This is a genomic window from Gammaproteobacteria bacterium, assembly GCA_036381015.1.
Lineage (GTDB): Bacteria > Pseudomonadota > Gammaproteobacteria > Steroidobacterales > Rariloculaceae > ZC4RG20.
In genome coordinates, this window is the sequence record DASVDR010000022.1 from 1 (window position 1) to 26,972 (window position 26,972).

20 protein-coding genes, 1 tRNA gene and 1 riboswitch are annotated in these 26,972 nt (G+C 67.7%); of the genes, 17 read left to right on the forward strand and 4 right to left on the reverse strand.

The genetic code is table 11. From position 1 onward, the window contains the following. The 3 genes from VF329_08375 to VF329_08385 all read left to right on the forward strand — a co-directional run. Positions 1-187, forward strand: a 187-nt coding sequence (locus VF329_08375; protein ID HEX7081013.1) for a hypothetical protein, incomplete at its 5' end; no start/stop codon positions are given. A 181-nt stretch (positions 188-368) separates the two neighbouring features. Then, positions 369-1,745, forward strand: a complete 1,377-nt coding sequence (locus tag VF329_08380) for an MFS transporter (protein ID HEX7081014.1) — start codon at positions 369-371, stop codon at positions 1,743-1,745. A gap of 123 nt (positions 1,746-1,868) precedes the next feature. Next, positions 1,869-2,966 (forward strand): glycosyltransferase family 4 protein, encoded by a 1,098-nt coding sequence (locus VF329_08385; GenBank protein HEX7081015.1) that lies wholly within the window; start codon positions 1,869-1,871, stop codon positions 2,964-2,966. 83 nt (positions 2,967-3,049) lie between these two features. Here VF329_08385 and VF329_08390 read toward each other — a convergent pair whose 3' ends face one another. Beyond that, positions 3,050-3,544 (reverse strand): MarR family transcriptional regulator, encoded by a 495-nt coding sequence (locus VF329_08390; protein HEX7081016.1) that lies wholly within the window; start codon positions 3,542-3,544, stop codon positions 3,050-3,052. 69 nt (positions 3,545-3,613) lie between these two features. On the opposite strand from VF329_08390, the gene VF329_08395 reads away from it, so the two are divergent. The 5 genes from VF329_08395 to VF329_08415 all read left to right on the forward strand — a co-directional run bounded on the left by VF329_08395 (position 3,614) and on the right by VF329_08415 (position 10,271). Further along, the gene (locus VF329_08395; protein ID HEX7081017.1) at positions 3,614-4,801 is read left to right on the forward strand and encodes an efflux RND transporter periplasmic adaptor subunit; all 1,188 of its coding nucleotides are present in this window, start codon (positions 3,614-3,616) and stop codon (positions 4,799-4,801) included. A gap of 78 nt (positions 4,802-4,879) precedes the next feature. Then, positions 4,880-7,966 (forward strand): efflux RND transporter permease subunit, encoded by a 3,087-nt coding sequence (locus VF329_08400; GenBank protein HEX7081018.1) that lies wholly within the window; start codon positions 4,880-4,882, stop codon positions 7,964-7,966. Positions 7,967-8,108: 142 nt separating this feature from the next. Continuing rightward, positions 8,109-9,002 (forward strand): MBL fold metallo-hydrolase, encoded by an 894-nt coding sequence (locus tag VF329_08405; GenBank protein HEX7081019.1) that lies wholly within the window; start codon positions 8,109-8,111, stop codon positions 9,000-9,002. A 37-nt stretch (positions 9,003-9,039) separates the two neighbouring features. Further along, the gene (locus tag VF329_08410) at positions 9,040-9,423 is read left to right on the forward strand and encodes a DUF6152 family protein (protein HEX7081020.1); all 384 of its coding nucleotides are present in this window, start codon (positions 9,040-9,042) and stop codon (positions 9,421-9,423) included. Then, on the forward strand, positions 9,420-10,271 hold the full coding sequence (locus VF329_08415; protein HEX7081021.1) for a hypothetical protein: 852 nt from the start codon (positions 9,420-9,422) through the stop codon (positions 10,269-10,271). Before VF329_08410 ends, VF329_08415 begins: the two co-directional genes overlap by 4 nt. A gap of 247 nt (positions 10,272-10,518) precedes the next feature. Here VF329_08415 and VF329_08420 read toward each other — a convergent pair whose 3' ends face one another. Together VF329_08420 and VF329_08425 are read right to left on the reverse strand one after the other, a co-directional pair. Further along, positions 10,519-11,061 carry a hypothetical protein gene (locus tag VF329_08420; GenBank protein HEX7081022.1) on the reverse strand — a complete coding sequence of 181 codons (543 nt, stop codon included), beginning with the start codon at positions 11,059-11,061 and terminating at the stop codon, positions 10,519-10,521. 10 nt (positions 11,062-11,071) lie between these two features. Beyond that, on the reverse strand, positions 11,072-12,523 hold the full coding sequence (locus VF329_08425; GenBank protein ID HEX7081023.1) for a capsule assembly Wzi family protein: 1,452 nt from the start codon (positions 12,521-12,523) through the stop codon (positions 11,072-11,074). 520 nt (positions 12,524-13,043) lie between these two features. Between VF329_08425 and VF329_08430 the strand changes: the two genes are divergently transcribed. From VF329_08430 to VF329_08445, 4 genes are all read left to right on the forward strand, one after another. Continuing rightward, the gene (locus VF329_08430) at positions 13,044-13,661 is read left to right on the forward strand and encodes a PEP-CTERM sorting domain-containing protein (protein HEX7081024.1); all 618 of its coding nucleotides are present in this window, start codon (positions 13,044-13,046) and stop codon (positions 13,659-13,661) included. A 675-nt stretch (positions 13,662-14,336) separates the two neighbouring features. Next, positions 14,337-15,461 carry a mannose-1-phosphate guanylyltransferase/mannose-6-phosphate isomerase gene (locus VF329_08435; GenBank protein HEX7081025.1) on the forward strand — a complete coding sequence of 375 codons (1,125 nt, stop codon included), beginning with the start codon at positions 14,337-14,339 and terminating at the stop codon, positions 15,459-15,461. 852 nt (positions 15,462-16,313) lie between these two features. Continuing rightward, positions 16,314-16,991 carry a hypothetical protein gene (locus VF329_08440; GenBank protein HEX7081026.1) on the forward strand — a complete coding sequence of 226 codons (678 nt, stop codon included), beginning with the start codon at positions 16,314-16,316 and terminating at the stop codon, positions 16,989-16,991. 86 nt (positions 16,992-17,077) lie between these two features. Further along, a riboswitch (cyclic di-GMP riboswitch) is annotated at positions 17,078-17,160 on the forward strand. 55 nt (positions 17,161-17,215) lie between these two features. Beyond that, positions 17,216-17,827 carry a putative Ig domain-containing protein gene (locus tag VF329_08445; protein HEX7081027.1) on the forward strand — a complete coding sequence of 204 codons (612 nt, stop codon included), beginning with the start codon at positions 17,216-17,218 and terminating at the stop codon, positions 17,825-17,827. Between the two features lie 9 nt (positions 17,828-17,836). On the opposite strand, the gene VF329_08450 is transcribed toward VF329_08445, so the two are convergent. Next, on the reverse strand, positions 17,837-18,394 hold the full coding sequence (locus VF329_08450) for a PEP-CTERM sorting domain-containing protein (GenBank protein ID HEX7081028.1): 558 nt from the start codon (positions 18,392-18,394) through the stop codon (positions 17,837-17,839). Between the two features lie 305 nt (positions 18,395-18,699). Between VF329_08450 and VF329_08455 the strand changes: the two genes are divergently transcribed. From VF329_08455 to prsT, 5 genes are all read left to right on the forward strand, one after another. Continuing rightward, positions 18,700-18,774, forward strand: a tRNA-Val gene (locus tag VF329_08455). 114 nt (positions 18,775-18,888) lie between these two features. Next, entirely contained in the window at positions 18,889-20,253 is a 1,365-nt protein-coding gene (locus tag VF329_08460) for a UDP-glucose/GDP-mannose dehydrogenase family protein (protein HEX7081029.1), read from the forward strand. A gap of 290 nt (positions 20,254-20,543) precedes the next feature. Next, a complete protein-coding gene (gene prsK, locus VF329_08465) occupies positions 20,544-22,661 on the forward strand; it encodes an XrtA/PEP-CTERM system histidine kinase PrsK (protein HEX7081030.1) in 2,118 nt (705 codons plus the stop codon). Then, positions 22,559-24,277 carry an EpsI family protein gene (locus VF329_08470; GenBank protein HEX7081031.1) on the forward strand — a complete coding sequence of 573 codons (1,719 nt, stop codon included), beginning with the start codon at positions 22,559-22,561 and terminating at the stop codon, positions 24,275-24,277. Before prsK ends, VF329_08470 begins: the two co-directional genes overlap by 103 nt. After that, on the forward strand, positions 24,274-26,972 hold a 2,699-nt coding region (gene prsT, locus VF329_08475; GenBank protein HEX7081032.1), incomplete at its 3' end, for an XrtA/PEP-CTERM system TPR-repeat protein PrsT. The genes VF329_08470 and prsT, both read left to right, overlap by 4 nt.

Sequence of the window (26,972 nt, forward strand, 5' to 3'; positions counted from 1 at the left end):
GCAGAACATCAGCCTCGCGTCGCTCGTGATGCTGACGCTGCTCGGCAACGAGGAGTTTTTCGTCGTGCCGCTCGTCTATGCCGTCGTGATGAAGCTCACGGCGCTCGGCTTCATGTACTTCGCGCGGCGCTGGCTCGCGGCCGACGAGGCACAGCAGGCCGCGGAGGCGCCGGCGCCCGCGGCTTGAGAGGCCGCCCCGGGGAGGCAGGCCGGGGAGCAACGCAATCGGAATAGCCGGCCGCGACGGCCGGATATGCGCGTCTCGCTCCGCGCGTCCTCGCTGATTTGACGCGAATCCGAAATATTCGCATATTGACCCCCGCGCCGCTCAGCCTCGCGGCGCTCGATGGGGGACAGAGCCAACAACCATGAGCACCAGTGCAACGGCCGTCGCGGCCGCCGACACGATGCCGCCGGAGGGCCGCAAGGCGCTTCTCGGCGCCTGGGTCGGCTTCTTCGTGGATATGTTCGACATCTATCTTCCCGTGGTCGCGCTCGCTCCGGCCGCCGCGTACTTTCAGGCGAGCGACGTCTCGCCCGGCACGGCGGCGATCATCAGCGCGATGATCTTCGCGGCCACGCTGATCGGGCGCCCCGTCGGCGCGTTCGTCTTCGGGCATCTCGGCGACAAGATCGGCCGCAGGCGCACGACGATCATCGCGGTCACCGGGTTCGGCGTCACGACGCTCCTGATCGCGGCGCTTCCGGGCTATCAAGCCCTGGGGCTCACGGCGATCGTCCTGCTCGTCGTGCTGAGGTTCATCGACGGGATCTTTCTCGGCGGCGAGTACACGAGCGCCACGCCGCTCGCGCTCGAGTACAGCCCCAAGCAGAAGCGCGGCCTCTTCGGCGCGTTCATCATGACGGGCTATCCGCTCGCGTACTGCGCGATCGCGCTGCTGACGTTCGGGCTGCTCGCCGTCTTGCCCGCCGGCGATCTCGATTCGCCGTACGTGCAGTGGGGATGGCGCATCCCGTTCCTGTTCGGTGCGGCGCTCGCGTTCGGCTTCGTCATCTGGTACGCGAAGCACGTGAAGGAGTCGGTGGCGTGGGAGAACGCGCCGAAGACGCAGGCGCCGCTGGTCGAGCTGTTCCGCGGGCAGAACCGGCGCAACTTCTTTCAGGTCTTCACGCTGATGAGCGGCGTCTGGCTCGGGCTGAACATGGTGTCGGCCGTGCTGCCGCGTCTGCTCGCGGACCCCGTCGGGCTCTCCGACACGCAAGTGACCGTGGTGCTGATCATCTCGTATGCGGTGCTCGCGCTCGGCTACATCGGCGCCGGCGTGCTGAGCCAGGAGATCGGCCGGCGGCCGTTCTTCCTGCTGGCCGGCGCGGCCACGGCGATCCTGGCGCCGCTGCTCTATTGGATCATCGTCGGCCGCGTCGTCACGAGTCTCGCCGGCATCGTGCTCCTCACGATCGTGCTGAACGTGATCGTGCTCGCGATGTGGGGCGTCGTCACGACGTACATCAACGAGCGGTTCCACGTCGGCATCCGCGCGTCCGGCTACGGCGTCGGCTACAGCCTAGCGGTCGTGATCCCGGCCTTCTACGCGTTCTATCAGGCCGGGCTTTCGTCGATGATGCCGCTCGAGTACACGCCGCTCGTCCTGCTCGTGATCGCGGGCGCGCTGGTCGCCGTCGGCGCGGCCCTCGGCCCCGAGACCCGCGACGTCGATATGGCCGCGAGCGCCCCCGAAACGATGCGGCATGCCGCCGAGGAGGGCGCCCCGCTGCCGGCCTGACCCCGCGCGGACGTGCCTGATGGGCATTCGGTTCGGGCACCGAATGAACGATGCCGACGCGCGCCGTAACTCACGTTCGGGGGCGGAATGCGCGCAACCCACGAGACTCGCGACCGGCACTGAATGCACGGTACCGTGATCACGCTCTACAGGCCCAATTTGAGTCTTACGAGCGGCGCCGGGCAGCTGATCCGCATGCAGGCGGAAGGGCTGCAGGCCGCCGGCGAGGAGGTGCGGATCGGGTGCGCGCGGGGAAGCCTGAGGTTCCGCTTGCGCACCAGGCTCCCCGCGCGGCGCGCGTCGATCCAGGCGCTGCGGCGGCTCGCGGCTGCGCCGCAGCAGCTCGTCGTCGACCACGGGATGGCGATTCCCGAAGCCGGCGTCGTCTTCGTGCACAACGTGGTGACGGAAGGCGTGCGCCACCTCGAGCGGCCCGACTGGGCCGAGCGCGCGCGCGGCGAGGCGGAGTTTTTCGCGGCGCTTCCGCCCAATGCGCCGGTCGTCGCGAACTCCGAGCTCGTGAAGCGCGCGCTGATCGAGCACTTCCGCCTGGACGCGGGCCGCGTGATCGTCCATTACCCCGGATACGATTCGCGGCGTTTCACGGCCAGGGATCGAGCGGCGGCTTCCGCCGCCGCGCGCCGCGAGCTCGGGCTCGACGCGCACGCACCCGTCGTCGGCTTCGTCACGTCCGGTGACTTCGCGAAGCGCGGCCTCGACATCTTCCTTGCCGCAGCCGAGCGGATCGCCGAAGCGAGACCGGATGTCCGCTTCCTCGTCGTCGGCGCGAAACGCCTTCCGGAATTCGCGGCCCGCCACGAGCTCGTCAGGGACGGCCGTCTGGCTTACAGCCCGAAGGGCGTACGCCCCGAACGCTCGTTCGCCGCGCTCGACATCTTTCTCTATCCCGCGCGCTTCGAGGAGTTCGGCATGGTCGTCTCGGAAGCGCAAGCCTGCGGCGTGCCCGTGCTCACGTCGCGGCGGGTCGGAGCGGCCGAATGCCTGCCGGCGGAATACGACGGCTGGGTGCTGGACGAGCCGGATGCGGAGCAGTTCGCTCGCCGCGCGCTGGCGCTGCTCGCCGACGACACCGCCCGAAGGCGGCTGGCCGTTGCGGGGGCGGCGAGCGTCCGCGCGTTCGCTCGCGAGCACTACGTGCGCGAGACGCTGGAGACGATTCTTTCTTGCGCTCGACGCAAAGCCGGGGAGGCGTGCGAATGAGCCTTGCCGGCGCGCCGATCGCCTGAGCGGATCGCCGCTTCGCCTTCAGCGACCCGCCCCGAAGCGCGCGCCCGGCGCCGAATTCAGGTGCGGCAGCCGGGGACGGCGCCCAGGGCCGTGACGCAGCGCCCGAGGTAATCCTGAAGCCGCTCGACCTCGTCGGGCTCGAGGGCGGAAAGCATCCTCGTAAACACCGCGTCGCCGACTGCGCAAGCCTGCTCGAGGCGGCGGCGGCCGTCGTCGGTGAGATGCCAGCTATCCGCGCGACGGCTCTCCGGATGCGGGCGGCGCTCGATCAGGCCTTCCCGCTCGAGGCGCCCGAGCCCGGCGCTCATCGTCTGCGCCGAGACCATCGCCCGCCGCGCGAGCTGCGCGCCCGTGATCCCGGGCTCGAAGTAGAGTGTGAAGAGCGCCGCGAGCTGCGCGAATGACATCGGGATGCCGCGCTCGCGGAGCGCCTCCTCGACCGACTGCCTGAGACTCGACGTGAGGCTCTTCAGCAGAAACCCGACGACCCGCTCGGGCCGTTCCGAATGGAACCAATTGCCGCTCGACGGTGCCGGAGTAGTGGCCATCATCCCCGTTGCCAACCATCAGATTGCTGATATCATATCAGCAAGCTGATATAAAACAAGGATAGTTCCCACGTGAAGGAAAGCGAAGGGTCGACCCCCGTCCGGCGGCGACGGCGGTTCGCGATCGCCGGCGTTTCGCTGGTCGCGGCCGGGCTCGTCGTGTTCGCGCTGTACGGCGACGAGCTGTCCGGGCGCGGAGACGGCGGCGCGTCGCGGCCGGCCGCGCCCCAAGCGGCAACGGGCGGCGAGCCGGGCGAGCCCGTTCGGGAGGCGGCGCTGACGGTCACGACGGCGCGCGTCGAGCCCGTCGAGCTCACCCGCACGATAGCGGTCAACGGCGCCATCCATGCCTGGCAGGAGATCATCATCGGCCCCGAGGTCGGCGGATATCGCGTCGCGGAAGTGCACGTCGACGTCGGCGACGAGGTCGAGAAGGGCGAGGTGCTCGTCGAGCTTTCGAGCGCGCTGCTCGAGGCGGAGGTCGCGCTCAAGCGGGCGACGCTCGAGCAGCGCGAGGCGGAGCTGTTGAACGCGAAGGCCGCGCTGCGGCGCGCGCAGGAGCTCGCGGCGAGCGACGTGGTCGCCGAGGCGGAGCTCGATCGGCTCGAGAGCGAGGCGCTCGCGGCGGAGGCGCGGGTCGCGTCGGCGCGCGCGGACCTCGAGTCCTCGGAGCTGCGGCTCGAGTTCACGAAAGTCCGGGCGCCGGACGACGGTGTGATCACGGCGCGCAACGTCACCGTCGGGCAGATCGCGCAGGTCGGCGAGGAGCTGCTGCGCCTGCTGCGGCAGGGGCGCGTCGAGTGGCGCGGCGAGGTGCCGGAGGCGCGGCTCGCCGAGATCGAGCCCGGTCAGCACGTCACGGTCGGCACGGCGAGCGGCGCGCAGCTCGAAGGCAAGGTGCGCGTCGTCGCGCCGACGATCGCGAACGCGAATCACACCGGAATCGTCTACGTCGATCTGGAGTCCGCGAAGCACGCGCGGCCCGGCATGTTCGCGCGCGGCGAGATCGAGATCGGCCGCGGCCCGGCGCTCACCGTCCCGCTCGAGAGCATCGTCACGGCCGACGGCTACAGCTACGCGTTCGTCGTGCGGCCGGACCGGACCGTGGAGCGGCGGCGCGTGGAGATCGGCAGCGTGCGCGGATCGTCGGTCGAGATCGTCGCCGGGCTCGAGGCCGGCGAGCGCGTCGCCGTCGACGGCGCGGGCTTCCTGAAGGACGGCGACGTCGTGAACGTTGCCGGCGGCCGAAATGGTGTCTGACGAAAAAATGGTGTCAGACACCTTTTCCGGACAAATCGTGCCTGACACCTTTTTCGACAGGGCGGGGGCGCGGCCGGCATGAACTTCGTCACCTGGTCCATTCGCAATCCCGTTCCCGTCATCGTGCTGTTCGTCGTGCTGACGGTCGCGGGGCTTTTGAGCTTCCCGCAGCTCGGCGTGCAGGATCGCCCGGACATCGAGTTTCCGGCGGTCGTCGTCACGGTCACGTATCCCGGCGTCGCGCCGACGCAGATGGAGTCGGAGGTCACGCGCAAGGTCGAGGATTCGATCGCGACGATCGCCGGCATCGAGCAGATGACGTCGACCGTCGACGAAGGCGCCTCGACGACCGTCGTCGAGTTCCGCTTCGGCACGGATCTCAGCGCCGCCCTCGACGACGTCCGCGACGCGATGACCCGCATCCGCGCCGACCTCCCCGCCGACGCGAACGAGCCGATCGTCTCGCGCGTGACGACGGCCGGGCTGCCGGTCGTCACGTGGAGCGTCGCATCCGACAGCATGAGCCCGACCGAGCTCTCGTGGTTCGTCGACCTCGTCGTCACGCGCGAGCTCACGGCCGTGCCCGGCGTCGGCCGCGTGAACCGCGTCGGCGGCGTGAACCGCGAGATCCGCGTCGACCTCGACCCCGACCGCATGGCCGCGCTCGGCGCGACCGCGAGCGACGTCTCACGTCAGCTTCGCCGCGTGCAAGCGGAGTTTCCGGGCGGCGAGGCGCGAATCGGCGGCCTCGAGCAGACGGTGCGCACGGAGGGCACGATCGACTCCGTGAGCGAGCTCGAGGCGCTGCTGATCCCGCTACCGGACGGGCGCGCCGTGCGCCTCGACGCGATCGCCGACGTCCGCGACCAGCCCGCCGAGCGACGCTCGATGGCGCTCCTCGACGGCACGCCGGTCGTCGGCTTCGAGATCGTGCGCGCGTGGGGCGCGAGCGCGCTAGACGTCGCGAAGGAGGCGCGGGCCGTCGTCGAGCGGCTTTCGGAGGAGTACCCGAACATCGAGTTCGCCGAGGCGAGCTCCACGGTCGGCTACATCCAGGAGTCCTTCGATGCGTCGATGGAGATGCTGATCGAGGGCGCGATCCTCGCCGTGCTCGTGGTGTGGGTCTTTCTGCGCGATTGGCGCGCGACCGCGGTCTCGGCGGTCGCGCTTCCGCTGTCGATCATCCCCACGTTCTGGGCGATCTACGCGCTCGGCTACTCGCTGAACATCCTGACGATGCTCGCGCTGACGCTCGTCGTCGGCATTCTCGTCGACGACGCGATCGTCGAGGTCGAGAACATCGTCCGGCACTTGCGCCAAGGCAAGGCGCCGCGCGCCGCGGCGATGGATGCGGCCATCGAGATCGGCCTCGCCGTCGTCGCCACCACGCTCACGATCTGCGCCGTGTTCTTGCCGGTCGCGTTCATGGACGGCATCGCGGGCGAGTTCTTCGCGCCGTTCGGGTTCACCGTCACCGTGGCCGTGCTGTTCTCGCTGCTCGTCGCCCGGACGCTGACGCCGATGATGGCGGCCTACTTCCTGAAGGCGCACGGGAAGCCCGAGGGCAGGCGGCCGATGCTCGAGTGGTATCTCGAGCGCGTCCGCTGGTGCATCGCGAACCGCTGGAAGACGCTCGGCGTCGCCACCGTCGTCGTCGGCGTGCTGCTCGGCATGTTCCCGCTGCTGCCGCAGGGCTTCTCGCCCGCCGGCGACAGCGGCTTCACGCAGCTCAGCATCGAGCTCGCGCCGGGCGCGACGCTCGACGACACGCTCGCCGTCAGCGAGAGCATTCGCGAGCGGCTCGCGGCGCTCCCGGAGGTCGAAAGCATCTACACGGCGATCGGCACGCAGGGGAGCGATCCGTTCGGCGGCGGCGGAGGCGGCGGCGTGCGCCGCGCGACGATGACGATTCAGCTTAACGAGGAGGCGGGCGAGGCCGGGACCACGCAAGCTTTCGAGCGCAAGGCGACGCAGCTGCTCCGCGACGTGCCGGGCGTGCGCCTGCAGTTCCAGGGCGGGGGCGGCGGCGACCGGCTGCAGGTGACGCTCGCGGGCGACGACTCGGAGCGCTTGCGCGAAGCGGCGGCGCGCGTCGAGCGGGAGCTGCGCGCGTTTCCGGGGCTCGGCACCGTCACGAGCGGCGCGTCGCTTCAGCAGCCGGAGATCGTGATCCGGCCGCTTTACGACCGCGCGGCCGAGCTCGGCGTCACCACCGAGACGCTGAGCCTCGTCACCCGAATCGCGACGAGCGGCGACGTCGAGACCGGCCTCGCGAAGTTCAATCTCGACAACCGCCAGATCCCGATCCGCGTTCGGCTCGAGGACGAGGCGCGCGCCGATCTCGAGCGCTTGCGTCTTCTGCCGGTGCCGGCGCGAAACGGCACCACGGTGCCGCTGATGAACGTCGCGGAAGTTTCGCTCGGCGCGGGCCCCGCGCAGATCACGCGCATCGGGCGCAGCCGCAGCATCACGATCGAGGCGAACCTGAACGGTCTGCCGCTCGGCGATACGCTCGAGCAGGTGGAGCAGCTGCCGTCGATGCAGAACCTGCCGGAGGGCGTGCGGCATCTCCGCACCGGCGATGCGCGCTGGATCCTCGAGATCTTCACGCAGTTCGGCATCGCAATGGCCATCGGCGTGCTGTCGATCTACGGCGTGCTCGTCATGCTGTTCCACAAGTTCATGCAGCCGGTCACGATCCTCTCCGCGCTGCCGCCTTCGGTCGGCGGCGCGGTCGTCGCGCTGCTCTTGACCGGCCACGGGCTCGCGATCAACTCGCTGATCGGCCTGTTGATGCTGATGGGCATCGTGTCGAAGAACTCGATCCTGCTCGTCGAGTACGCGATCATGGCGCAGCGCGACGCCGGGATGTCGCGCTTCGACGCGCTCGTCGATGCGTGCTCGAAGCGCGCGCGGCCGATCGTGATGACGACGATCGCGATGACGGCCGGCATGACGCCCGTCGCGATGGGCTGGGCCGGCGATCCGAGCTTCCGCGCGCCGATGGGCATCGCCGTGATCGGCGGCCTCATGGTCTCGACGCTGATGAGCCTCTTCATCGTTCCGGCGATGTTCACCGTCGTCGACGATGCGCAGCGCGCGCTCGCGCGGCTCTTTCGCAGAGGCGGCGCGCCGGCGCCGGCCGCCGTGGCGGAGTCGGCGTAACGAAAAAAGGTGTCAGACACCTTTTTCGCGGGAAAATGGTGTCAAGCACCATTTCCGCGAAAGCCTCGAGCTCGGGTGTAGAATCCGGGTTCCCGGAACGAACAAGCAACAACGATCGCCGTCCGGCCGAGGGGAGGTGGAGATGAAGGCGCGCTTCGTGCTCGGGCTTTCGTTCGCGGCGCTCGCCCTGCTCGCGGGTGCCGCGTCCGCGCAGCGCGGCGGGGCGCGCGAGACGCCGCCCGTCGCGTTGAGCCGCATCGCCGGCAACGTGTACCTCGTCTCGGGCGGGGGCGGCGCGAACGCCACCGCGCTCGTCGGCGACGACGGCGTGCTGCTCGTCGACAGCAAGCTGGACGAGGCGTCGGGTAAGGCCGTCGCCGCCGCGCTGGCTGAAATCACGGATGGGCCGGTCCGGTTTCTCCTCAATACTCATGTGCATCCGGACCACACCGGCGGCAACGCGGTGTTCGGCCGCGCGGGCGCCGTGATCGTCGGCCACGAGGAGGTCCGGACGATCCTCGCGGCCGGGCAGCGGGGCGGTCCGCCGGCGCCGCCCGAGGCGCTGCCGGCCATGACCTTCGGCGACGGCGCCGGCGTCACGCTTCACCTGAACGGCGAGGAAGTGCGGGTCCGGCACGTCAGCCCCGCGCACACCGCGGATAACAGCATCGTTCACTACGTGAGCGCGAACGTCTTCCACCTCGGCGACGTCTACAGCCCGAGCCGCTACCCGGTGCTCGCCGGCGGCACGCTCCAGGGGTTCATCGACGACGTGGACGCCGTGCTGCGGCTCGCGGACGCCGATTCGCGTTTCGTTCCGGGGAGCGGCGCCGTCGGAGGCATGGCCGAGCTTCGCGCGTATCGCGAGATGCTCGTCACGGTGCGGGACCGCGTCTCCGCGCTCGTGGCCGAAGGCAAGAGCCTCGACGAGGTGCTCGCGGCGAAGCCGACCGCGGGATTCGACGAGACCTGGGGCTCGCCTGACAGCCGCCTGTTCCTGCCCGTCGTCTACGCACAGCTCGCCGGGCGGGATTAAGCGGATACCGCGCGGCGAGTGTCGCGGGGGCAAGCGGATGCGACGGCGAATATTGGTCGTATGCGTGCTCTTCCTGTCGTCGGCGGTTCCGGGCGGCGCGGGTGCGCACCACAGCGTCGGCGGCGAGTTCGACACGGTGAACGTCACGGTCGCCGGCGCCGTCAGGGAGCTGCATCTCATCAATCCGCACTCGTACATCGTGCTCGACGTCGGCGCGGACGGCGGCGCGGCCGAGCAATGGACGTTGACGATGGGCCCAGCCACGAAGCTGATCCGCGGCGGCGGCTGGACGCCGGACATCCTGAAGCCCGGCGACCGGATCACCGTTACCGGGCGCCGCGCGCGCCGCGGGCTCGGGCTCTACGTCGAGGAGCTCGTGACCGAGGACGGGCGGTATCTGATTCAGGAGCTCGAGGAGTGAGGGCGGCGTTGGGCGGTTCGTCCGCGGAGGGCGCGCTGATCGCCGGGCCGCTCGCCGTGCCGGGCGCTTCGTCCGCCGGGGGTGCGCTGCCCGCCAAGGCGCTCGCCGTGCCGGGCGCTGCGTCCCCAGGCGGCGCGCTGCCCGCCGCGGCGCTCGCGGTCCTCGCGCTGGCCGTGCCGGCCGTCGCGGCCGCTGCGCCGGAGGAGGTCGCGGCGACGCTCGCGTCGCCGGGAGTCTGGGCTTACGTCGACGCGTCGGGCGAGGTCCGGCCTTCGGGAAGCTTCACCGGCGTGCCGCCCGACGAGGCGCTGACGCCGGCGGGGCTCGAGAAGCGGCAGCGCTTCGACTTTCGCACCGACGACCCTGTCCTCGGGTGCGGCGCTCCGGGCATGCCGCGCGCGCTCACGGCCGCGAGCCCCATGACCTTCTCCTGGAGCGGCGACGAGTTGACGATCCGCTACGAGAGCATGGACGTCGTGCGCGTCGTGCACATGAATCGCGACACGGTCCCGCCGGGCACGCTGCGCACGCCGAACGGTTATGCGCGCGGCCATTGGGAAGGCGACACGCTCGTGCTCGAGACGTCGCACCTCGATCAGCGCGTTCAGGATCTGCTCGGCACGCCCAAGAGCGAAAGGATGACGCTCGAGGAACGCTACGACGTCGAGACGGCCGGCGGCGAGACGTATCTCCGCGTGGACCTGACGATGCGCGACGACGTCTACCTCGTCGAGCCGTACGTCTGGCACTTCGACTTCGTGCTGCGGCCCGACTGGACGCTGATGGAGTACGCGTGCCGGGAGCGTCCGATCGAGCTGACGCCGGGCGTGGCGCCGGAAGCGCCTTGACTCGCGCCTCGACCCGCTTCCGCGGAGGTCGAGGCACGGCGAATGTATTGCCCATGCAAAGGCCCGGCGCAATAATGCGCGCACAAGAAAGGGGGGGCACCGACGCGGCGTCACAGCGGGCGCCGCGTCTTGCTTGACGCCGCCGCTATCAGGGTCCTGATAGGTGCTCCATGCTGCCGCCGAGCGGCGCCTTCTTGTTTCGGCGCAGCCTTCCCCGAGGCGCACGGCGCCGCTCGACTCGGGCGCGTCAGAAGCGCCGGTTGAGGTAGAGGCTGATTCCCGTGATGTCGTAGAAGTTGTCCGGGCTCCCGCCCTGCGGGTCCGTCGGCAGGACGTTGTCCCGCGCGACCTTGTCGCCGAAGCGCAGATCGATGTTCAGGTCCCAGCTCGGCATGACTTCCTTCACCTGCACGCCGCCGCCGAGGTAGTAGCCGTAGGCGGGGGTCGCGAGGTCGAGGCGCGCCGCGCCGATGAACGCCGCGACCGCGAAGCGGTCGGAGAGGTGGCGCCGATAGTCGAAAGCGCGCACGGCGATCAGCAAGTCGGAGCCGACGTCGTCGAGCTCGAGACGCACGCCGATGTCGTTACGCTCGCCGACGCTCCGTGACGCCCCGACCCCGAAGTGCACTCCCGACTCCGTCGTATCCGTCGGCCCCGGCGTGTTCGCGATCCGCGCCTGCACGCGGCTCGCCTGCGCCCCGAGACCGACGAACACATCCGCCGCCGCCGGCCCCGCGGCCATCGCGGCAAGCACCGCCACCACTCCGCATGTCCGTCCCAGACGCGTCATGCCCTTGTCCTCAGAAGCGGATGAATGCGCCGACGCGCGAGAAGGATTCGCCGAAAACGTCTCGCCCGGCGATCACTTCGCCGCCGACGTGAAACTCGTCGCGCCAGCGGCGGCTGTAGCGCAGGTCGAGCAGATGCGCCCGGTCGTACTCGGGCGCCGTGTACTCCTCGTTCGCGAGCGTCCGGTACGTCGCCTCCATCAGTCCGCCGCCGGCGAGCTGCCAGCCGATCCGCGTCATGAGCGCGCGGCCGCCGACGCCGTCGCCCGCGACTCGCCAATCCGCGCCCCAGTGACCGATGACATTGCCTTCGTTCGTGAGGCCGTCGCGGTAAATGTGGTGGACATACCAGCCGTTCTGCCACTCGCTCGCCTCGAGCGTCAGATCCAGGTGGCCCCGCCGGCCGAGGCTCGGAAATCGAATGCCGGCGGAGAGGCCCACGTTGCCGAGGCGGGCGTTGCTGTTCGTCGAGGTGTCCTCGCCGGCATACTCGAAGTAGACCGAGAACGGCACGTCCGTCGGCATGACGAAGCTCGACGTGATCGAGGCGACCTGATTGCCGAAGTCCGAGACCGTCCCGGTGTTGTCGAACTCGGACGGGCGGAACAGTGCGTCCACGAGGTCGCTGAACGAGTCCTGACCGCGCTCGCCGCCGCCGTACTGCATCAGCCGGTTCACGCCGATCGACCAGCCCGGCACGGGCTCGATCGAGAGGTGCACGCCCGCGAGCCGCGGCTTGCCCGTCGTGAAGCCGTCCTCGAAGCGAATCTGGTCCGACTCGCTGAGCTCCGCGACGAAGATCTCGTAGCGGATGCCGAGCCGCGTGATCGGCGTGTAGTTCGAGAGCGTGACGGACGGCAGTGTTTGCGCCTGCGCCGACAGCAGCATCGCGCTGCCGGTCATCGGCGACAGCCAGTGATCGCGCCAGCCGACGTCGAGCTGCGCGTATTCGTAGCCGATGCTGAGGACGGTGCCCGTCGGGACGACCTCGTCCTCGTAGGCCACGAAGCCGCCGTTCAGCAGCACGTGGTCGCCGCCCTGCCAATACGCGCGCGCCGAGACCTCATACGCGCTGTCGTAAGGCATCCCGTGTCGGTTCGGCAGCGTCGTCGGCGCGATCTCGCCGCCCGCGCCTTCGGGGTGCGGGCGGCCGGAGTCGCCCGAATCCGCGGCGCCCGACGCCGAAAGATGCGCGATGCCGGCTGTCTTCATCAGCCCCGCGAGATAGTGCCTGACCTGCTCGCAGAGCGCGGAGTCGACCTCGCACGCCTCCGGCAGCGCGTCGAGCACGCGCGCGGCGGGGATCGGCCGGGAAAGCACGGGCTCGTCCGCGAGGATCAGCACGCGCTCGGCCGCGCGCTCGACCTCGGGGGACTGGGCGAGGACCAGGTAGGGGGTGACGCCGCGCGCGTGGGCCGCGACGGCGGCAAGGAGCAAAGCGAGGCCGATGGCCGAAAATCGCATGATGACGGGCTGAACTTTCGTGAATTCTCGCGACGGACGCCCGAATTGCGTTTCGGGCGTTTCACGTGAGGCACCGGACTCGTGTCTCGGGCGTTCGCTCGCCGGCGAACCGCCGAGGTTCGGGCCTTCACGCCGTTGGGTGCGGACTATACCTTGCGCTCGTCGTCGGATGCGAGGTGTAAGCGTGCCGCGACGCGGGTGCCGGGGGCGTGCAGATCGCAGACATGCCGCTCGGCATCGTGCCGGGATTCTTTACATTCGGCCCGCCGCACCATGGAATATGTTTACCTCTGCTAAGCGATTCCCCTAAAGCAGAGTAGCGCAGCGAAATAATTCTGACTTGACATCAAATAGCTGCGCGCCACGGGCTCTCGCGTCGGCGAACCTGGCACGGATGGTGCTTGTAAGCCATCACTCACTTCTCCTTCCGACTTTGCAATCACGAGCTCATCCGGTAATGCGCACAGCGACGACGTTTATTTGCTTAGTAGCTCTATGTAATACCTCCACCGCATTCGCGGTGCCGCTCACGATCGATTTCACCGACTCGAGATGGAGCGGAGCCGGCGGCCTCGGGCAGTACTCGCAGAGCTACGGTTCCCTCGGTGTGAGCGTCGAAGTGCTGGGCGGGTCGGGTGATTTGACGTTCAATGCCGGCGGGCCGAGCTCGTCCGCTCCGCTCGCGCTCGACGGCGACGGCCTCGGCATCGGCGACGACGAGATCGGCGGCTTTGGAGTGGAGGGGCTGCACGTCACCTTCGACTCCGCGGTCACGATCCTCGGCTACTACTTGCTCGATCTCTTCGACGGGGAAGGGCCGAACGGCGAAGCCGAGAGCGCGTACGCGGCGTTCGGCGCGAATACGACACTCCTTGCCCTCGACACGGCTTTCGGCACCGAGACTCCGGGAGAGGCGGGCTTTTATGCTCGCGACGGCTTGCGCATAGCGGGCGTCACGGACGCGTTGTTCACCGGCACGCAGACGTCCTACAGCGATTTCGCGCTGGCCGGCATCATCGTCGATTACGACCCGGTGTCCGTGCCGGAGCCGGGCGCGCTCTCGTTGCTCTGCGCGGGCCTCCTCGTCGCAGCCGCCGGCCGGCGAGCGCGCCGGAACGCATCGCGCCGCGCGGCCTGATGCGGACTCGTTCCCCGCGTCCTTAAGTTGTCCTCGACGTCGGAATCCTTGACGCCCGCCGGCGCGGGCGAAAAACGCGCAGGTTTTGTCAAGCCGACGCGCGTTCCTTTGGCGTTCGGGAAAGGCCCGTGTCGCCAAGCTCTTAGGTGAACGCGCCCTCGGTACGACTGCCGCCGCGGGGAGTTCTGGCACGCTTAGTGCTAGTCATGGAGTGTGATAGCCCGACGCCGATTCATGGAGGAAAGCTTGCCGAAGCCCTCGCTCCGTTTCACGGCGCCCGTCGGCCTCCGCAGGGCACGACTCGATCGCGCCGCGCGCAGCGCTGCCGAAGGCGTTCACGCATGGAGCGGCCGCTTCGCGACGCTCGGGAGCGTGCCGTGCCTTGGCTGATCGCGAAGAACGCTCCGTCCGCCGTCGTCGTGCTCGGACGGCGCTCCTCGCCGCGCGGGTATCTGGAATCCGCCTCCTCCTGCTGGCGCAGAACGCAATGTCTCGTCGTCGGCAGCGCGCTCGCTGCGTACGCCGGCACCGCTGGCGCCGCATCCGGTTCGGCCGGCCTCGCCGCCCCCGGTTCGACTGCGCAGCTGCCCGGCGCCGCATCAGGCGCCTCGAGCACGAGCTCGCTGCGCGCGGTAAGCTCCATACCGGAGATATGGCGAAGCCGGAGGCAGCGGAATGCAGACGGCGGTGATACCGGTGATCCTGTCGGGAGGGGCGGGCACGCGGCTTTGGCCGCTGTCGCGCGAGCTTCGACCGAAGCAGTTCCTGCCGCTCGTGACCGAGCGGACGATGCTGCAGGAGACCTACCTCCGCACGCGCGCGCTCGCTGAGCTGCTTCGACCGCCGATCGTCGTCTGCAACGAAGCGCACCGCTTTCTCGTCGCCGAGCAGATGCGTGCAGCAGGCGCCGAGCCCCAGACGATCGTGCTCGAGCCGGAGGGACGGAATACGGCGCCCGCGGTGGCGGTCGCGGCGCGGGTGGCGCTCGAGGGGGCCGGCGCGGAGGATCCGCTGCTTCTCGTCCTTCCGGCGGACCACGTGATCGCCGATACCGGCGCGTTCGTCGCGGCAGTGCGCATCGCCCTCGAGCCGGCCGCCCGCGGCTGCCTCGTGACTTTCGGCGTCGTGCCGGACAGGCCCGAAACCGGCTACGGCTACCTGCGGAAGGGCGAGCCGGGCAGCGCGGACGGGGGCTGGTATCGGCTCGAGCAGTTCGTCGAGAAGCCGGACTTGTCGACGGCGCTGGATTATGTCAAGTCCAACGCCTACCTCTGGAACAGCGGGATGTTCGTCTTCTCCGCGCGGAAATACCTCGAGGAGCTCGAGCGCCACGCGCCGGACATTGCCGCGGCCGCACAGCGCGCCGCCGAGGAGGCAGTGGCCGACAAAGATTTCACGCGTCTCGGCGCGGCGTTTCTCGACTGCCGGTCGGACTCGATCGATTACGCCGTCATGGAGAAGACCGCGAGCGCGGCGGTCGTGCCGCTCGACGCGGGGTGGAGCGACGTGGGGTCTTGGCCGGCGCTGCACGACGTCGTGGACAAGGACGCGGATCGCAACGCCCTGCGAGGCGATATCCTCGCGTTGGATTGCCGCGACAGCTACATCGCGGCGACGCATCGCCTGGTCGCCGCCGTGGGGCTCGAGGGGTACGTCGTCGTCGAGACGGCGGACGCGGTGCTCGTGATGCCGAAGGGCCGCGCGCAGGACGTCAAACGCGCCGTCGACGCCCTGAAGAAGGCGGGCCGGCCGGAGGCGAGCGTCGAGTCGCCGCGCCGCGGGGCTCGCGCCGCGAAATAGCCGTCGGCTGCCTCTACACGAAACGACCAAGAAGCCAGGGTTGAAAAAAGACTTTCTTTACAACACGTTACGAGCGTGACCCGCAGAGACGGCGCCGGCGGGTTGGCGGTCGCGCCGCGGATTCTGCTCGAGCGCGGCAGGGCTAATTCATTATGTTAAATCTGGATTTCCGTCGGGAAGAGCGGACAGGTTCTTCTTTTCCACCCTCGACCAGCCTGCGCCCGACATCGCCGCAGGCGACTCGGGACACCGCGGGCGAGGCCGCGGTCGCCAGCGACTTCACGGGGCTCGGGCCGTCGCTTTTCGGCTGTCGATCGGATCGGTCGATTACGCGGTCATGGAGACGACGCGGTCGTGCCGATTGCAGCGGGGGTGGAGCGACGCGGGATCGCGGCCGGCGCTGCACGGGAGCCTCGAATAGGCACGCTGACGGTACGTCACGCGCGGTGACGTTCTCGGAGGGGCGCCCAACTCCTGTATTTCATCCGGCACGCGTCTCGTCGCCGCGGCGGGCCTCGAGGGATACCGGGCTTTCAGACGTTCCTTCCGCAGCAACGTCTCGCCCGTCGAACCGTGAAGCGTGTCGCGGTGGGGAAACCCGCAAATCGTCATAATCCGAATGTCTGAACGGCGCCGAATTATGTAGCATAGACCCTCAGCGTTCGTGCTCGGCGGAGGGTGCGCGGCGCTGGAAGTGCGGGTCTTTAGAACTAATTGTCTTTAAAGCATTCCCGGCTCAAATCTCGCGGCTCAACACACGGTACCTCGATAGCGAAGCGCGGTAACGGTTGCGGACGCCCGGGCAGGTGGGCAGCGCAATGGTTGGCGACGAAACGCCACGGGGGGTTCGAGATGACTGTCGATCAAAACGGCGGGCTGACAATTCTGTCGCAGACTGCACCGAGCGGGCGTAGGGATCGCAAACCGCTCGTTGAAGGCTTCAAGCTGCACCGCGTCGGCGTCGAGATCGAAGATTGGGTCGACCAGCGGAGCTGGTACGAGTTCGGCAAGCTGCTTCAACAGGTCGATTACGCGTGGGAATGGATGGTTGCCGACTGGCTCGCCTTCGGCGATCACAAGTATGGCGATCACGTGTACGCGGCGGCAGCGAGGCTGTTCGGCAAGGCGGCTCGCACCTGGGAGGACTACGCGTACATCGCGCGCAACGTGAGAATCTCGGAACGTTCCGAGATTCTTCCGGTGCTGACGCACAAGCCGCTGGCACGCTTCGGTGAAGACCCTGCGCTTCAGCGCCGGCTGGTCGCCATTGCCGAGCAGCACAACCTGAGCAAGGCGGTCTTCGAGCGCGTCATCGATCTCTACCTGCAGCGCAAGCCTTACGGCCATCTGCTGCCGTCTCAGATGAATGCGATCACCCGGGCGCGCCTCCGAGCGGAGAAGGAACGGGAGCGCGTGCGAAAGCAGGCGTCGGTCGAAGGCGGCCACGAATGGCTGGCCTATGCGCGCGAGCAAGCGAACGGTTGGAAGCGGCTGGTCAGCGAACTGACGAAACGGGCAGCCAAGCCGTGAAGTCAGGCGTCATCGGTTCAGCGTCGCTATCCGGCAACACATTGCGCGAAGGAAAAACGAAACGTAGAAAGGTTCACTTCGAGAGACGACTGTAGGGGCAACTTCGTCGAAAGGCGAATGCGCAAAGCCACCGGTCTAAGGGGTTTCCTATGACAGCGGGGTTACCAGGCGTGGAACCAAAATCCTTCGGGCACTTGCGAGCCGTAGTCCTTCTCCTGGCGGGAATGGCTTTGGTCTCGTGCGGAGGCGAGGACAGCGACGGCGGGCAGCAAGCTCAGACACCGTCGGGGACACCGTCGGGCAATCAGCCGCCGACGATCGAGGGGAATCCGCCTTCGCAAATCCTGTCCGGCTCCGCCCTCGATTTCACGCCGACCTCGAACGATGCCGACGGCGATGCATTGACGTTCTCGATCGAGAACCCGCCTTCATGGGCAACGTTCGACGCTCAGACCGGGCACTTGAGCGGCACGCCCGGAGACGGCGACGTCGGCGCCTACGCCGATATCCGCATCAGCGTTTCGGACGGGGAGGCCACGGCCAGTCTTGGCCCCTTCTCCATCGAAGTCGTGACGACGGCGGTGGGAACCGCCACGTTGAGCTGGCTGCCGCCCACGGAGAAGACCGACGGCAGTCCTCTGGAGCTCGCGGGCTACAAGATCTATTGGGGAACGGCCTCGCGGAGCTACTCGCACGTAGAAGAGGTCGGCGCCGGTACCGCCACTTACGTCATCGAGAATCTCACGCCGGCGACCTGGTATTTTGCGGTCACCGCCGTGGATTCCGAAGGGCTCGAGAGCGACTACTCCAACGAGGCGTCGAAAGAAGTCATGTAGCGTCGGCTGCTACCGCCGGCGTCGACGGACGAGGCCGGCGGCGAGCAGCCCGGTGCCAAGCAGGGCAAGCGTCGCGGGTTCCGGTACCGGCGTGTAGGGCGAATCCAGCAACGAGACGCTCGCCATGACCGTGCCGGAGAGGGACGTGCAGTCCCAGCAGGTGCTGCTGAATCCCAGGAAGTCGACGTCGAACCAACCGCCGTCCCCGAACGAGATCGGTTCGGGGTCGTCCAGCACGGTCAGATAGCCGCCGGAGGCGACTCCGAGAATCACCGCAAAGCCGCCGAGGACGCCGTCGGCGCTGATTGCCTCGGGCGACGTGAACTCCAAAGTCGCCTCGATCGTGCCGCCGACCACGCCATAGCCGGACACGGCGACGTCGAGGAAAGGAAACTCATACGATGTGTGCCCCGGCTCGAACGAGAGCGAGAACGTGCGGCCGGCCAGGCTGTCACTCGTCTCCACCGAGACCTCGGACCCCAGCGCGAAGCCGGACGCCGTGGCGGAGCCGCCGGATATCACGAACTCGACGGGCGTGATGGGCGTGGCGCTCGCGGCACCGGCCAATGCGGCGAGTGAAAGACCGACTGCGAAACGTAGGGATTTCGGGGTCACAGGCTTATTCCTTCTTCTATGGCGCCCTGTTCGCGGTCATCCAAGCAGAATTCGTGCCAATTTCGCAATGTCTTATATGACGAGAACTTAGCGGTCCCCCGGCCGCGGCACCGAGCGCGTGTTGTAAAGTGAGCTGACACTCCGTCCGCTCCGAAGCGGGCTTGTTGCCGAGCCCCGAGGGCCCGCGTCCGCGGCACGCGGGCGAGGATTCCGCTTCGTTGCCTTGCGGGCTCGGGGCCTCTAGACTGTCCGGTCGAGGGCGATTAGCTCAGCGGGAGAGCGCTCCCTTCACACGGGAGAGGTCGCTGGTTCAATCCCAGCATCGCCCACCACCCACTTCGGCTTGGGCCTTCGGCCTTTTCCTCCGCTCTTCAGCGACTTGGGCGTTGGTCGCCGCTCGAGCCTATAGTAGCCTTGCGTTCAGCCACACCGAGAAGGACATCGAGATGCGGGTGACGGTTTTCGGATCCGGATATGTAGGGCTCGTGACAGGGGCGTGTCTGGCGGACGCCGGGAACCATGTGGTGTGTGTGGACGTCGACGGGGAAAAAGTCGAGCGGCTGAACCGGGGGGAAATTCCGATTTACGAGCCCGGGCTCGAGGCGATTCTCCGACGAGCGATGCGGGCGGAGCGGCTGAGCTTCACTACCGATCCGGCGAAGGGCGTGGCCCACGGCTTGTTTCAGTTCATCGCGGTCGGCACGCCCGCCGACGGGGACGGGGCGGCCGACCTCAAGGCCGTTCTCGCCGTCGCCCGATCGATCGGCGAGCATCTGGCCGACTACAGAATCATCGTGAACAAGTCCACAGTGCCGGTCGGCACTGCGGATCGCGTCAAGGAGCAGATCGACGCCATGCTCGAGCAGCGAGGCGTCGCCGTCGAGTTCGACGTCGTCTCGAACCCCGAATTTCTCAAGGAGGGCGCGGCGGTCGATGATTTCATGAAGCCGGATCGAATCATCGTCGGCACCGATAACCCGCGTACCGCGGAGCTTCTGCGCACACTCTACGAGCCGTTCAATCGAAGCCACGAGCGAGTGATCGTGATGGATGTGCGCTCGGCCGAGCTCACGAAGTACGCCGCCAATGCGATGCTCGCGACAAAGATCAGTTTCATGAACGAGCTCGCCAACATCGCCGAACGAATGGGTGCCGACATCGAGCACGTGCGGCTCGGCATCGGCTCGGATCCCCGCATCGGCTACGAATTCATTTACCCGGGCTGCGGGTATGGCGGCTCGTGCTTTCCGAAAGACGTGCGTGCGCTCATCGCTTCGGCAGCATCCGCGGGATACGAGTCGGAGATACTGCGAGCAGTCGACGCCGTGAATGAGCGGCAGAAGCAGGTGCTGTTCCAAAAGATCCACGCCTACTACCAGGGCGATCTCGCCGGCAAGTCCATCGCACTCTGGGGGCTCGCGTTCAAGCCGAACACCGACGACATGCGCGAGGCATCGAGCCGGGCATTGATCGAAGCGCTGTGGGGTGCCGGCGCCGCGGTGCGTGTTTACGACCCGGTGGCACTGGATCGCACGCGCTCGATTTACGGCGAGCGCGCCGACCTCGTTCTCTGCACGAAGGCCAATGAGGCCGTGCGCGACGCCGACGCTCTCGCAATCGTCACCGAGTGGCGCGAGTTTCGGAGCCCCGATTTCGACTATCTGAAAAGCAGCCTGCGCGATCCGGTCATTTTCGACGGCCGCAACCTCTACGATCCGAAACTGCTCCAGCGCTACGGGTTCCGATACTTCGCGATCGGGCGCGGGGATTATGTCTCGGCTGTTGCTGCGCCCGAGCAAGTTTCCGCGTAGACTACTTTCTCATTGACAAATAGCAGAATTTGTCGGCACGCCGTGCGCTCTGCAGTCGGGGGGCGCCGCGTGGTCCCGGGCAGCATGGGGGTAACGGTGCGACCGTCCGGTCTGTCGACCGCATCGAAGCGTCGGTCGAAAGCCGTGACATAGAATCCGCGCAATCGGCCTGGAAGCCCAGCCGTTCGACAGCGAGAGCCGCGCCAGTCTCGGTACGCCCGCGTGCAGGCTCGACGGAGTGTGCCGAAGGCAGGGGCTGCTTTTCGAACTCGTTGCTCAATGCCTAATCGATGCCTTGGCTCGGAGTCGTAAGTTACGGAGCAGCAGCTCTGCTGTACGGCATAGCGGCGGTCGTCGTCCTCGCCGGCCGTCCCCACAGCAGCCGAGCAAGGTGCCTCGCCATCGCGATCGTCGCGTCGAGCCTCTGGGCGGCCGGCTTGGCGCTGTCGTCGATCGGCATGTCCCTCTCGGCGCCCGTGCTGGTCGGCCTCGATGCCGTCCATCTCTTCGTCTGGACCACTTGCGTGTTGTTTTGGCTCGCGCCCCCGTCCGCCCGCCGAAGGCTCGTCGGCGCTTCGGCCGGGATCGGGCTTCTCGCCGTCATGGCCGCGTGGCCGGCGGCTCCAGTCTCCGTAGCGGATACCAGCTATCCCGCGCTGGTGCTGATGGCGTTGATCGGCTTCCTGTCGATCGAGCAGGTGTACCGCAATGCACAGGAGGAGGCGCGGCCGCATCTCAAGCTGCTATGTCTCGCGGTAGGCGGCATCGTCACCGTCGACCTGATCGTTTACTCGAACGCGGCGCTGCTCGGCGGTCTTCAGCCGCTTCTTTGGAGCGCGCGCGGATTCGCGAACGCGGCGGTGCTCCCGTTGATCGTCCTCGGATCGGCGAGACAATCCGGTTGGGAGCGGGAGCCGTTCGTTTCGAGACAGGTGGTGTTCTACACCGCCAGCCTGCTAGGCGTCGGGGGTTACCTCGTCGCGATGGGCTTGGCGGCGTACTTCATTCGCGCGATCGGCCGTGAGTGGAGCTTCCCGTTGGACATCGTCTTCGTGCTCGCCGGTATCGGCGTGCTGCTCGTCGTGCTCTTCTCCTCGAATATTCGCGCGCGCCTCAAGGTATCCCTCGTCAAGCACTTTTACCGGAGCAAGTACGACTATCGCGAGGAATGGCTCCGGCTGACGCAAAGCCTTTCGCGTACCGGCGACCTCGAGCAGTCCGCGTTGAACGGGCTGGAGGGGATGGCGCGCATCATCGGCAGCCAGCACGGCGATCTGTGGATCGAGCGGGACGGACACCGGTACGAGTGGCTCGTTTCTTTGAGTAATACCCCGCCTGCGCAGATGCATTTCGAGCGCCGGCATCCCCTCGTGTCGTTTCTCGCATCCAGTGGATGGGTCGTCGACAGCGAGGAATATGCACGCGAGCCGGACAAGTACGGGACCGCTTTCGGGCATCCCGACGACGGGCTGTTGCCGCTCAATTCATTGATCGTGCCCCTCGAGCGCCAGGGTTATCTGCAAGGCTTCGTGGTGCTCCGCAAGCCGGCCGGCCTCGCCTCGTTGAATTTCGAGGACCACGACATTCTGAAGACCGTGGGGCGCCAGATCGCGGCGGTGCTGGCGCAGGCGCTGGGTCAGGAGAAGCTCGCCGAAACGCGTCAGTTCGAGACGCTGAACCGCCTGTCGACGTTTCTCATGCACGATTTGAAGAACATCGTGGCGCAGCAGGAGCTCGTTGTCGCGAACGCGAAGCGGTTTCGCCATCGGCCGGATTTCATCGACGACGCTTTCGCGACGATCGACGGCGGTACCAAGCGGATCAAGAAGGTGCTGGAGCAGCTCGCGGCCGCTTCCCGTACTCAGCCCGCATCGGGACGCGTGGACGTATCGAAGGTCCTCATGGAAGTCCGCTCGCAGTGCTCCGATCGAAGCCCGGTCCCACAGATCGATCTGCAAGCGCAACCGGCGTGGGTTCGCATGGACCGCGACCAGGTCGCGAGCGTCCTTCTTCACTTGGTGCGCAACGCCCAGGACGCCACGCCCGCCGGCGGCCGCATCGACATCTGCGTGAGCAAGGAAGCGGACGAGATCCTGATCACCGTGGCCGATACCGGGTGCGGGATGGACGCCGGGTTCATTCGCGATCGGTTGTTCCGCCCTTTCGACAGCACGAAGGGGCCGACCGGAATGGGCATCGGCGCGTACCAGGCGCGTCACCTCGTTCGCCTTGCAGGGGGCGAGCTGGACGTGAAGAGCGATATCGGCGTCGGATCGACGTTCACCGTGAGGTTGCCGACGGCTGATTGGTCGGCCGTTCCGCTTTCGACAGAAGACGGGGGAGCACAGCCGACAGAGCAAGGGGATTCCTACACGTCCGCGGCATCGAAGATTTCGAGCGCCCGATAGGCCGCCGCAGAAACGAGCCGCGCATGAGCATTACCGCCGCACGCCCCACACGCCTTCTTTCGTCGCCGTTCTCGAGGACGCTGGCCCTGTCGTCGTTCGCGGCGCTGGGCATGCTGCTCCTGTGGCTCACCGCGCCGGTGTTTGCGTCGCTCCATCCCTACTGGGTCCAGTACGGCTACTCGCACGGCTACCTCGTCTTGGCCATGACCGCGTGGCTGATCCTTCGGGAAATACGCCGCGCTCCCTTCTACCCGCTCTCGGGAAGCTGGCTCGGCTTTGCGTGCTTCTCGGCTCTGATGCTCGCAACGGCGGGGGCGCGCGCCGCCAGCGTATCGATCGCTGCGCAAGCGGCCTTGCCGGCGCTCGTTGCGTCGGCGATATGGGCATGCGCGGGGGCGAGGAACGCGCGGCGATTCGTGCTGCCCTTGGCCTACGCGTACTTCGCGATACCTGTCTGGGACGTCTTCGTCCGCCCGCTGCAATCCTTGACGGTTCTCGTCGTATCCCAATGGCTTCGCGTTGCGAATGTCCCCGCCTTCATCGACGGCAACCTGATTCACCTCGCCAGCGGCACCTTCGAGGTACAGGGGGGATGCGCGGGCCTCCACTACGCCATCGTCGCAGTGGCATTGGCCTCCTTCTGCGGAATTCTCTATCACCGGCGCCGCGGCCCGGTCCTCATATTGTTGACCTGCGCTGTCGGTCTCGCGCTTTTCACGAATTGGCTACGGGTGTTCACCATCGTCGTTGCCGGCTACCTCACCGACATGCAGCACTTCTTGATCGCCAGGGACCACGACTTTTTCGGTTGGTCGTTGTTCGTCGTCTTCATCGCTCCTCTGTTCTATCTCGATCGTGTGCTGCAGCGCAGCCATCCGCAGTCCCGGGCCGAGCACGTTGCAACGGCGGTTGCCGGCTCGCCGGTCGTGATGTCGCATGCAGCCATCACTGCCGTGTGTGCAGCGCTCGCTCTCGGAATCTGGCTCAATCATCGAATCGATCAGCGCGACGAAGCGTGGCACGGCACGGTCGCCCTGCCGATGCCCGAGATCGACGGATGGAGCCGGATCGCCGAGTGGCGTGACGTGCGGCGTCCCTACTTCGTCGGCGCTACGGCCGAGGCGGCGAGCTGGTATACGGATGGAGCCGTTCGAATCGGCGCTTATGTGGCTCATTACGCAGCGCAACAACAGGGACGCGAGATCGTGTTTGCTCATAATCGTGCGGAAGGTCGGTCCGGAGACATCGTGGAACGCCGTGCGATCGACGTGGCCGTCCGCAGCGGAGCCGAGTTGCCGTTCCAGGAAGTCGAGATTTCCGACCAGCGGGGCCGGCGTGTGGTTTGGATCGGAATGCGCGTGGCGGGCAAGTGGGCCGCGGACCGCCTGACTGCCAAGGCCCTGCAGCTCGTCGGCGCCGTTCGCGGGCGCTGGGATGCACAGGCTTTCGTGATGACTACAGATTGCGAAGCCGACTGCAGCAACGCACGGGCTCATTTGCGACGATTCGCTCTGATCGCGGTGGAGCCGTTGCAGCAGCAAGCAGAGCGGCTTTCAGGGGCGCAGACCGGGCCTGCGACTCGAGGTGGGAGTAGCGCCATGAGCAGCACGCAATGAAAGCGAGGTCGATCCTGCGCGCCGCTTGGCTTGCGGCGGTTCTGGCCGCGGCCGGGTGCGGTCGACTCGATCCGCAGGCGGAGCTCGCGGCGGCCGCCGACAGTCTCGCCGCGGGCGATTACGGCGACGCGTCCATCCGGCTCAACAACGTCGTTCAGGTCGACCCGGACAACGCCGAGGCTCGCAGGCTGCGCGGCGAGCTCGCGTTGCTGCTCGGCGATTATGCAGGGGCGGCCGAAGAGCTCGATCGGGCACGCATGCTGGGCGCCGCGCTCGATACCGTGGCGCTCGGCCTGGCCGAAGCCTGGACGGCGCTTCAGCGCCCGGAGCGCGCCCTGGAGATACTCGACGCAGCCGCCCCGTCCCTGGACGACGATCCCGTTTACTGGACGATCAGGGCCGAGGCGCTGCTTCGCGCCGGCCGAACGGATGACGCGGAGCAGGCGCTCGAATCCGCCGAACGGGCCGGCGAGGGCGGCACGCGTGCCCGGATCGCGCGCGCTCGGCTTGCTTTCGCTCGTAACGACTTTGCCGCGGCCGAGGAGATACTGCGGCAAGTCGTGAGCGCAGCGCCGGACGAGCCGTTGCCGCTCAGGGCGCGCGCCGAGCTCTTCGCGCGCACGGGGCGCTTGGACGAGGCGGCGGCCGATCTGCTGCACGCCGCGGACCTCTACCGTGTTGCATCGCTTCGCCGGCACGAGGTGACGACCTTGCTGGCGCTCGTGCAAGTAAACCTCGCGCGTAACGACTTGGATGGCGCCGAAGCCGTGGCCGAGCGCCTGACAGAGCGGGCACCGCAGGCGGCGCTGACGGCTTATTTCCGCGGGCTGGTCGAATATCGGCGCGGAAACCTCGATGAAGCCGCGGCCTTGATCCAACCGATCGTCAACGCGTCGCCGGACGTGATTCAGTTCCGCTCTCTGCTCGGCGCCATTCACCTGGCACGCGGCGATCTCGGGCAGGCAGAGCAGCAGTTCCGCATGGTTCTGGCCGAGTCGCCCGGCGATCCGGCCGCCGTCAAGCTGCTCGCCGAAACGCACCTTAGGCAGCGCCGGCCGGAGGCCGCGCTCTCGGTGCTCAAGGCCGTGGAGGATGCGGCGGCCGAGGATCCGCAGATCGGCCTGTTGAGCGGAATCGCGAACCTGTTGACCGGTGACACCGAGCAAGGCCTGCTCTACCTGCAGCAAGCGGTATCGCTCGATCCAGCGAACGAGCTGCTGAAGCTGCACCTTGCACGCGCTTACCTCGCCGCAGGCCGCGATGCTGATGCATCCGCCGTGCTCGAGGATACGCTCGGCGGCGGCCCGGCCGAGCTCGAAGCGGATCTGCTGCGGCTTTTCGCCGACGTGCGCGCCGGCGGACCGGGCGCAGCGAACGCCGAGGCGGCGGAGCTGCTCGCAGAGTTTCCCCGCGATCCGCGCGCTTTGACGGGGGTCGCGGTCTACTATCAGCTCCAGGGCGAAACCGAGCGTGCGCGGGAGCTCTTCGAGCAGGCCGCGAAGTTCGAGACGGAGGGCGCTACCGCACGCTTGTTCCTTGCGGCAGCCCTGGTGCAAGAAGGGCGCTCGCAAGATGCGGAACGATTGCTCGAGCAGGTCGTCGAGGAACAACCCGAGAACGCCCAGGCGCTGAGCGCGCTTGCCGAGCTTCTGACGGCGCGGCAAGCCTTCGGCGAAGCGGCCGCGCTGTTGCGCCGGGCCGCCGATCACTCCGCGTCGATCTCGCCTCGACTGATGCTTGCGCAGCTGCTCATTCGACAGGGCGATCTGACGGCCGCCGCGCGAGAGATCGACGTCGCGGCGAAGGCGGCGCCGGAGAGTGCGGAAGTCGTCGCCGTTCGCGGTCTGCTGGCGTTCGCCGAAGGGCGTGTCGACGAGGCGACGAAATTGTTGCAGCAGGCCGAATCGCAGCTTCCGAACCGCCTGGGCGTGAGCTTGGCGCTCGCTCGCGCGCAGCTTGCCGGCGGGCAGCCGGCCGCGGCGCGCGACACGCTTCGACGTGTGCTGGCCGTCGCGCCCCGGTCTTTGCCGCTTCGACTCGTCCTAGGCGATGCGGAGCTCGCGCTCGGCAACGCGGCCGAGGCCCTGTCGATCGCCAGTGCGCTCAAGGCGGAGTATCCGGCGCAAAGCGGCGGCTATCTGCTCGAAGCCGAGGCACTGATAGCCACGCGGCGTTACGCTGCAGCCGCGAGCACCTTGACCGCCGCTTTCGACCTCGAGCCCACTTGGCCCGTGCTGACGCGGCTCATCGCCGCGCTCCAGCTCGCCGGCCGGCCCGACGAAGCTCTGCAGGCCGCTGAGGAGTGGTCAGCGGCGAATCCGAACCATGTTCCCGGGCGGCTGGCGCTCGCCGGTCTCTTGCAGAACGATGAACGTTATGACGAGGCGCTGCGCGCCTACGAAGGCGTGCTGGATCTCGAGGCGAGCAATCTGATCGCGTTGAACAATGCTGCTTGGCTTTCCCACGAGCTGGCCCGGCCGGAGGCGCTGACGCTTGCGGAGCGCGCGTATGAGCTCGCCCCGGACAACCCCGCCGTGCTCGACACTCTCGGCTGGATTCTGTTCTCGGAAGACCGCGCGCAGGAAGCCATCGAGCATCTCTCCCGCGCGGCGGAATTGGCACCGCAGGTTCCGGAAATTCGTTACCATTTCGCGCAGGCACTTGCCGCGCTCGGGCGATCCGCCGAAGCCCGCTC

Coding starts and splice junctions, on each gene's coding strand:
- VF329_08380 (HEX7081014.1), top strand. CDS start 369: ATGAGCACCAGTGCAACGGCCGTCGCGGCCGCCGACACGATGCCGCCG.
- VF329_08385 (HEX7081015.1), top strand. CDS start 1,869: ATGCACGGTACCGTGATCACGCTCTACAGGCCCAATTTGAGTCTTACG.
- VF329_08390 (HEX7081016.1), bottom strand. CDS start 3,544: ATGATGGCCACTACTCCGGCACCGTCGAGCGGCAATTGGTTCCATTCG.
- VF329_08400 (HEX7081018.1), top strand. CDS start 4,880: ATGAACTTCGTCACCTGGTCCATTCGCAATCCCGTTCCCGTCATCGTG.
- VF329_08405 (HEX7081019.1), top strand. CDS start 8,109: ATGAAGGCGCGCTTCGTGCTCGGGCTTTCGTTCGCGGCGCTCGCCCTG.
- VF329_08410 (HEX7081020.1), top strand. CDS start 9,040: ATGCGACGGCGAATATTGGTCGTATGCGTGCTCTTCCTGTCGTCGGCG.
- VF329_08420 (HEX7081022.1), bottom strand. CDS start 11,061: ATGACGCGTCTGGGACGGACATGCGGAGTGGTGGCGGTGCTTGCCGCG.
- VF329_08425 (HEX7081023.1), bottom strand. CDS start 12,523: ATGCGATTTTCGGCCATCGGCCTCGCTTTGCTCCTTGCCGCCGTCGCG.
- VF329_08435 (HEX7081025.1), top strand. CDS start 14,337: ATGCAGACGGCGGTGATACCGGTGATCCTGTCGGGAGGGGCGGGCACG.
- VF329_08440 (HEX7081026.1), top strand. CDS start 16,314: ATGACTGTCGATCAAAACGGCGGGCTGACAATTCTGTCGCAGACTGCA.
- VF329_08445 (HEX7081027.1), top strand. CDS start 17,216: ATGGCTTTGGTCTCGTGCGGAGGCGAGGACAGCGACGGCGGGCAGCAA.
- VF329_08460 (HEX7081029.1), top strand. CDS start 18,889: ATGCGGGTGACGGTTTTCGGATCCGGATATGTAGGGCTCGTGACAGGG.
- prsK (HEX7081030.1), top strand. CDS start 20,544: ATGCCTTGGCTCGGAGTCGTAAGTTACGGAGCAGCAGCTCTGCTGTAC.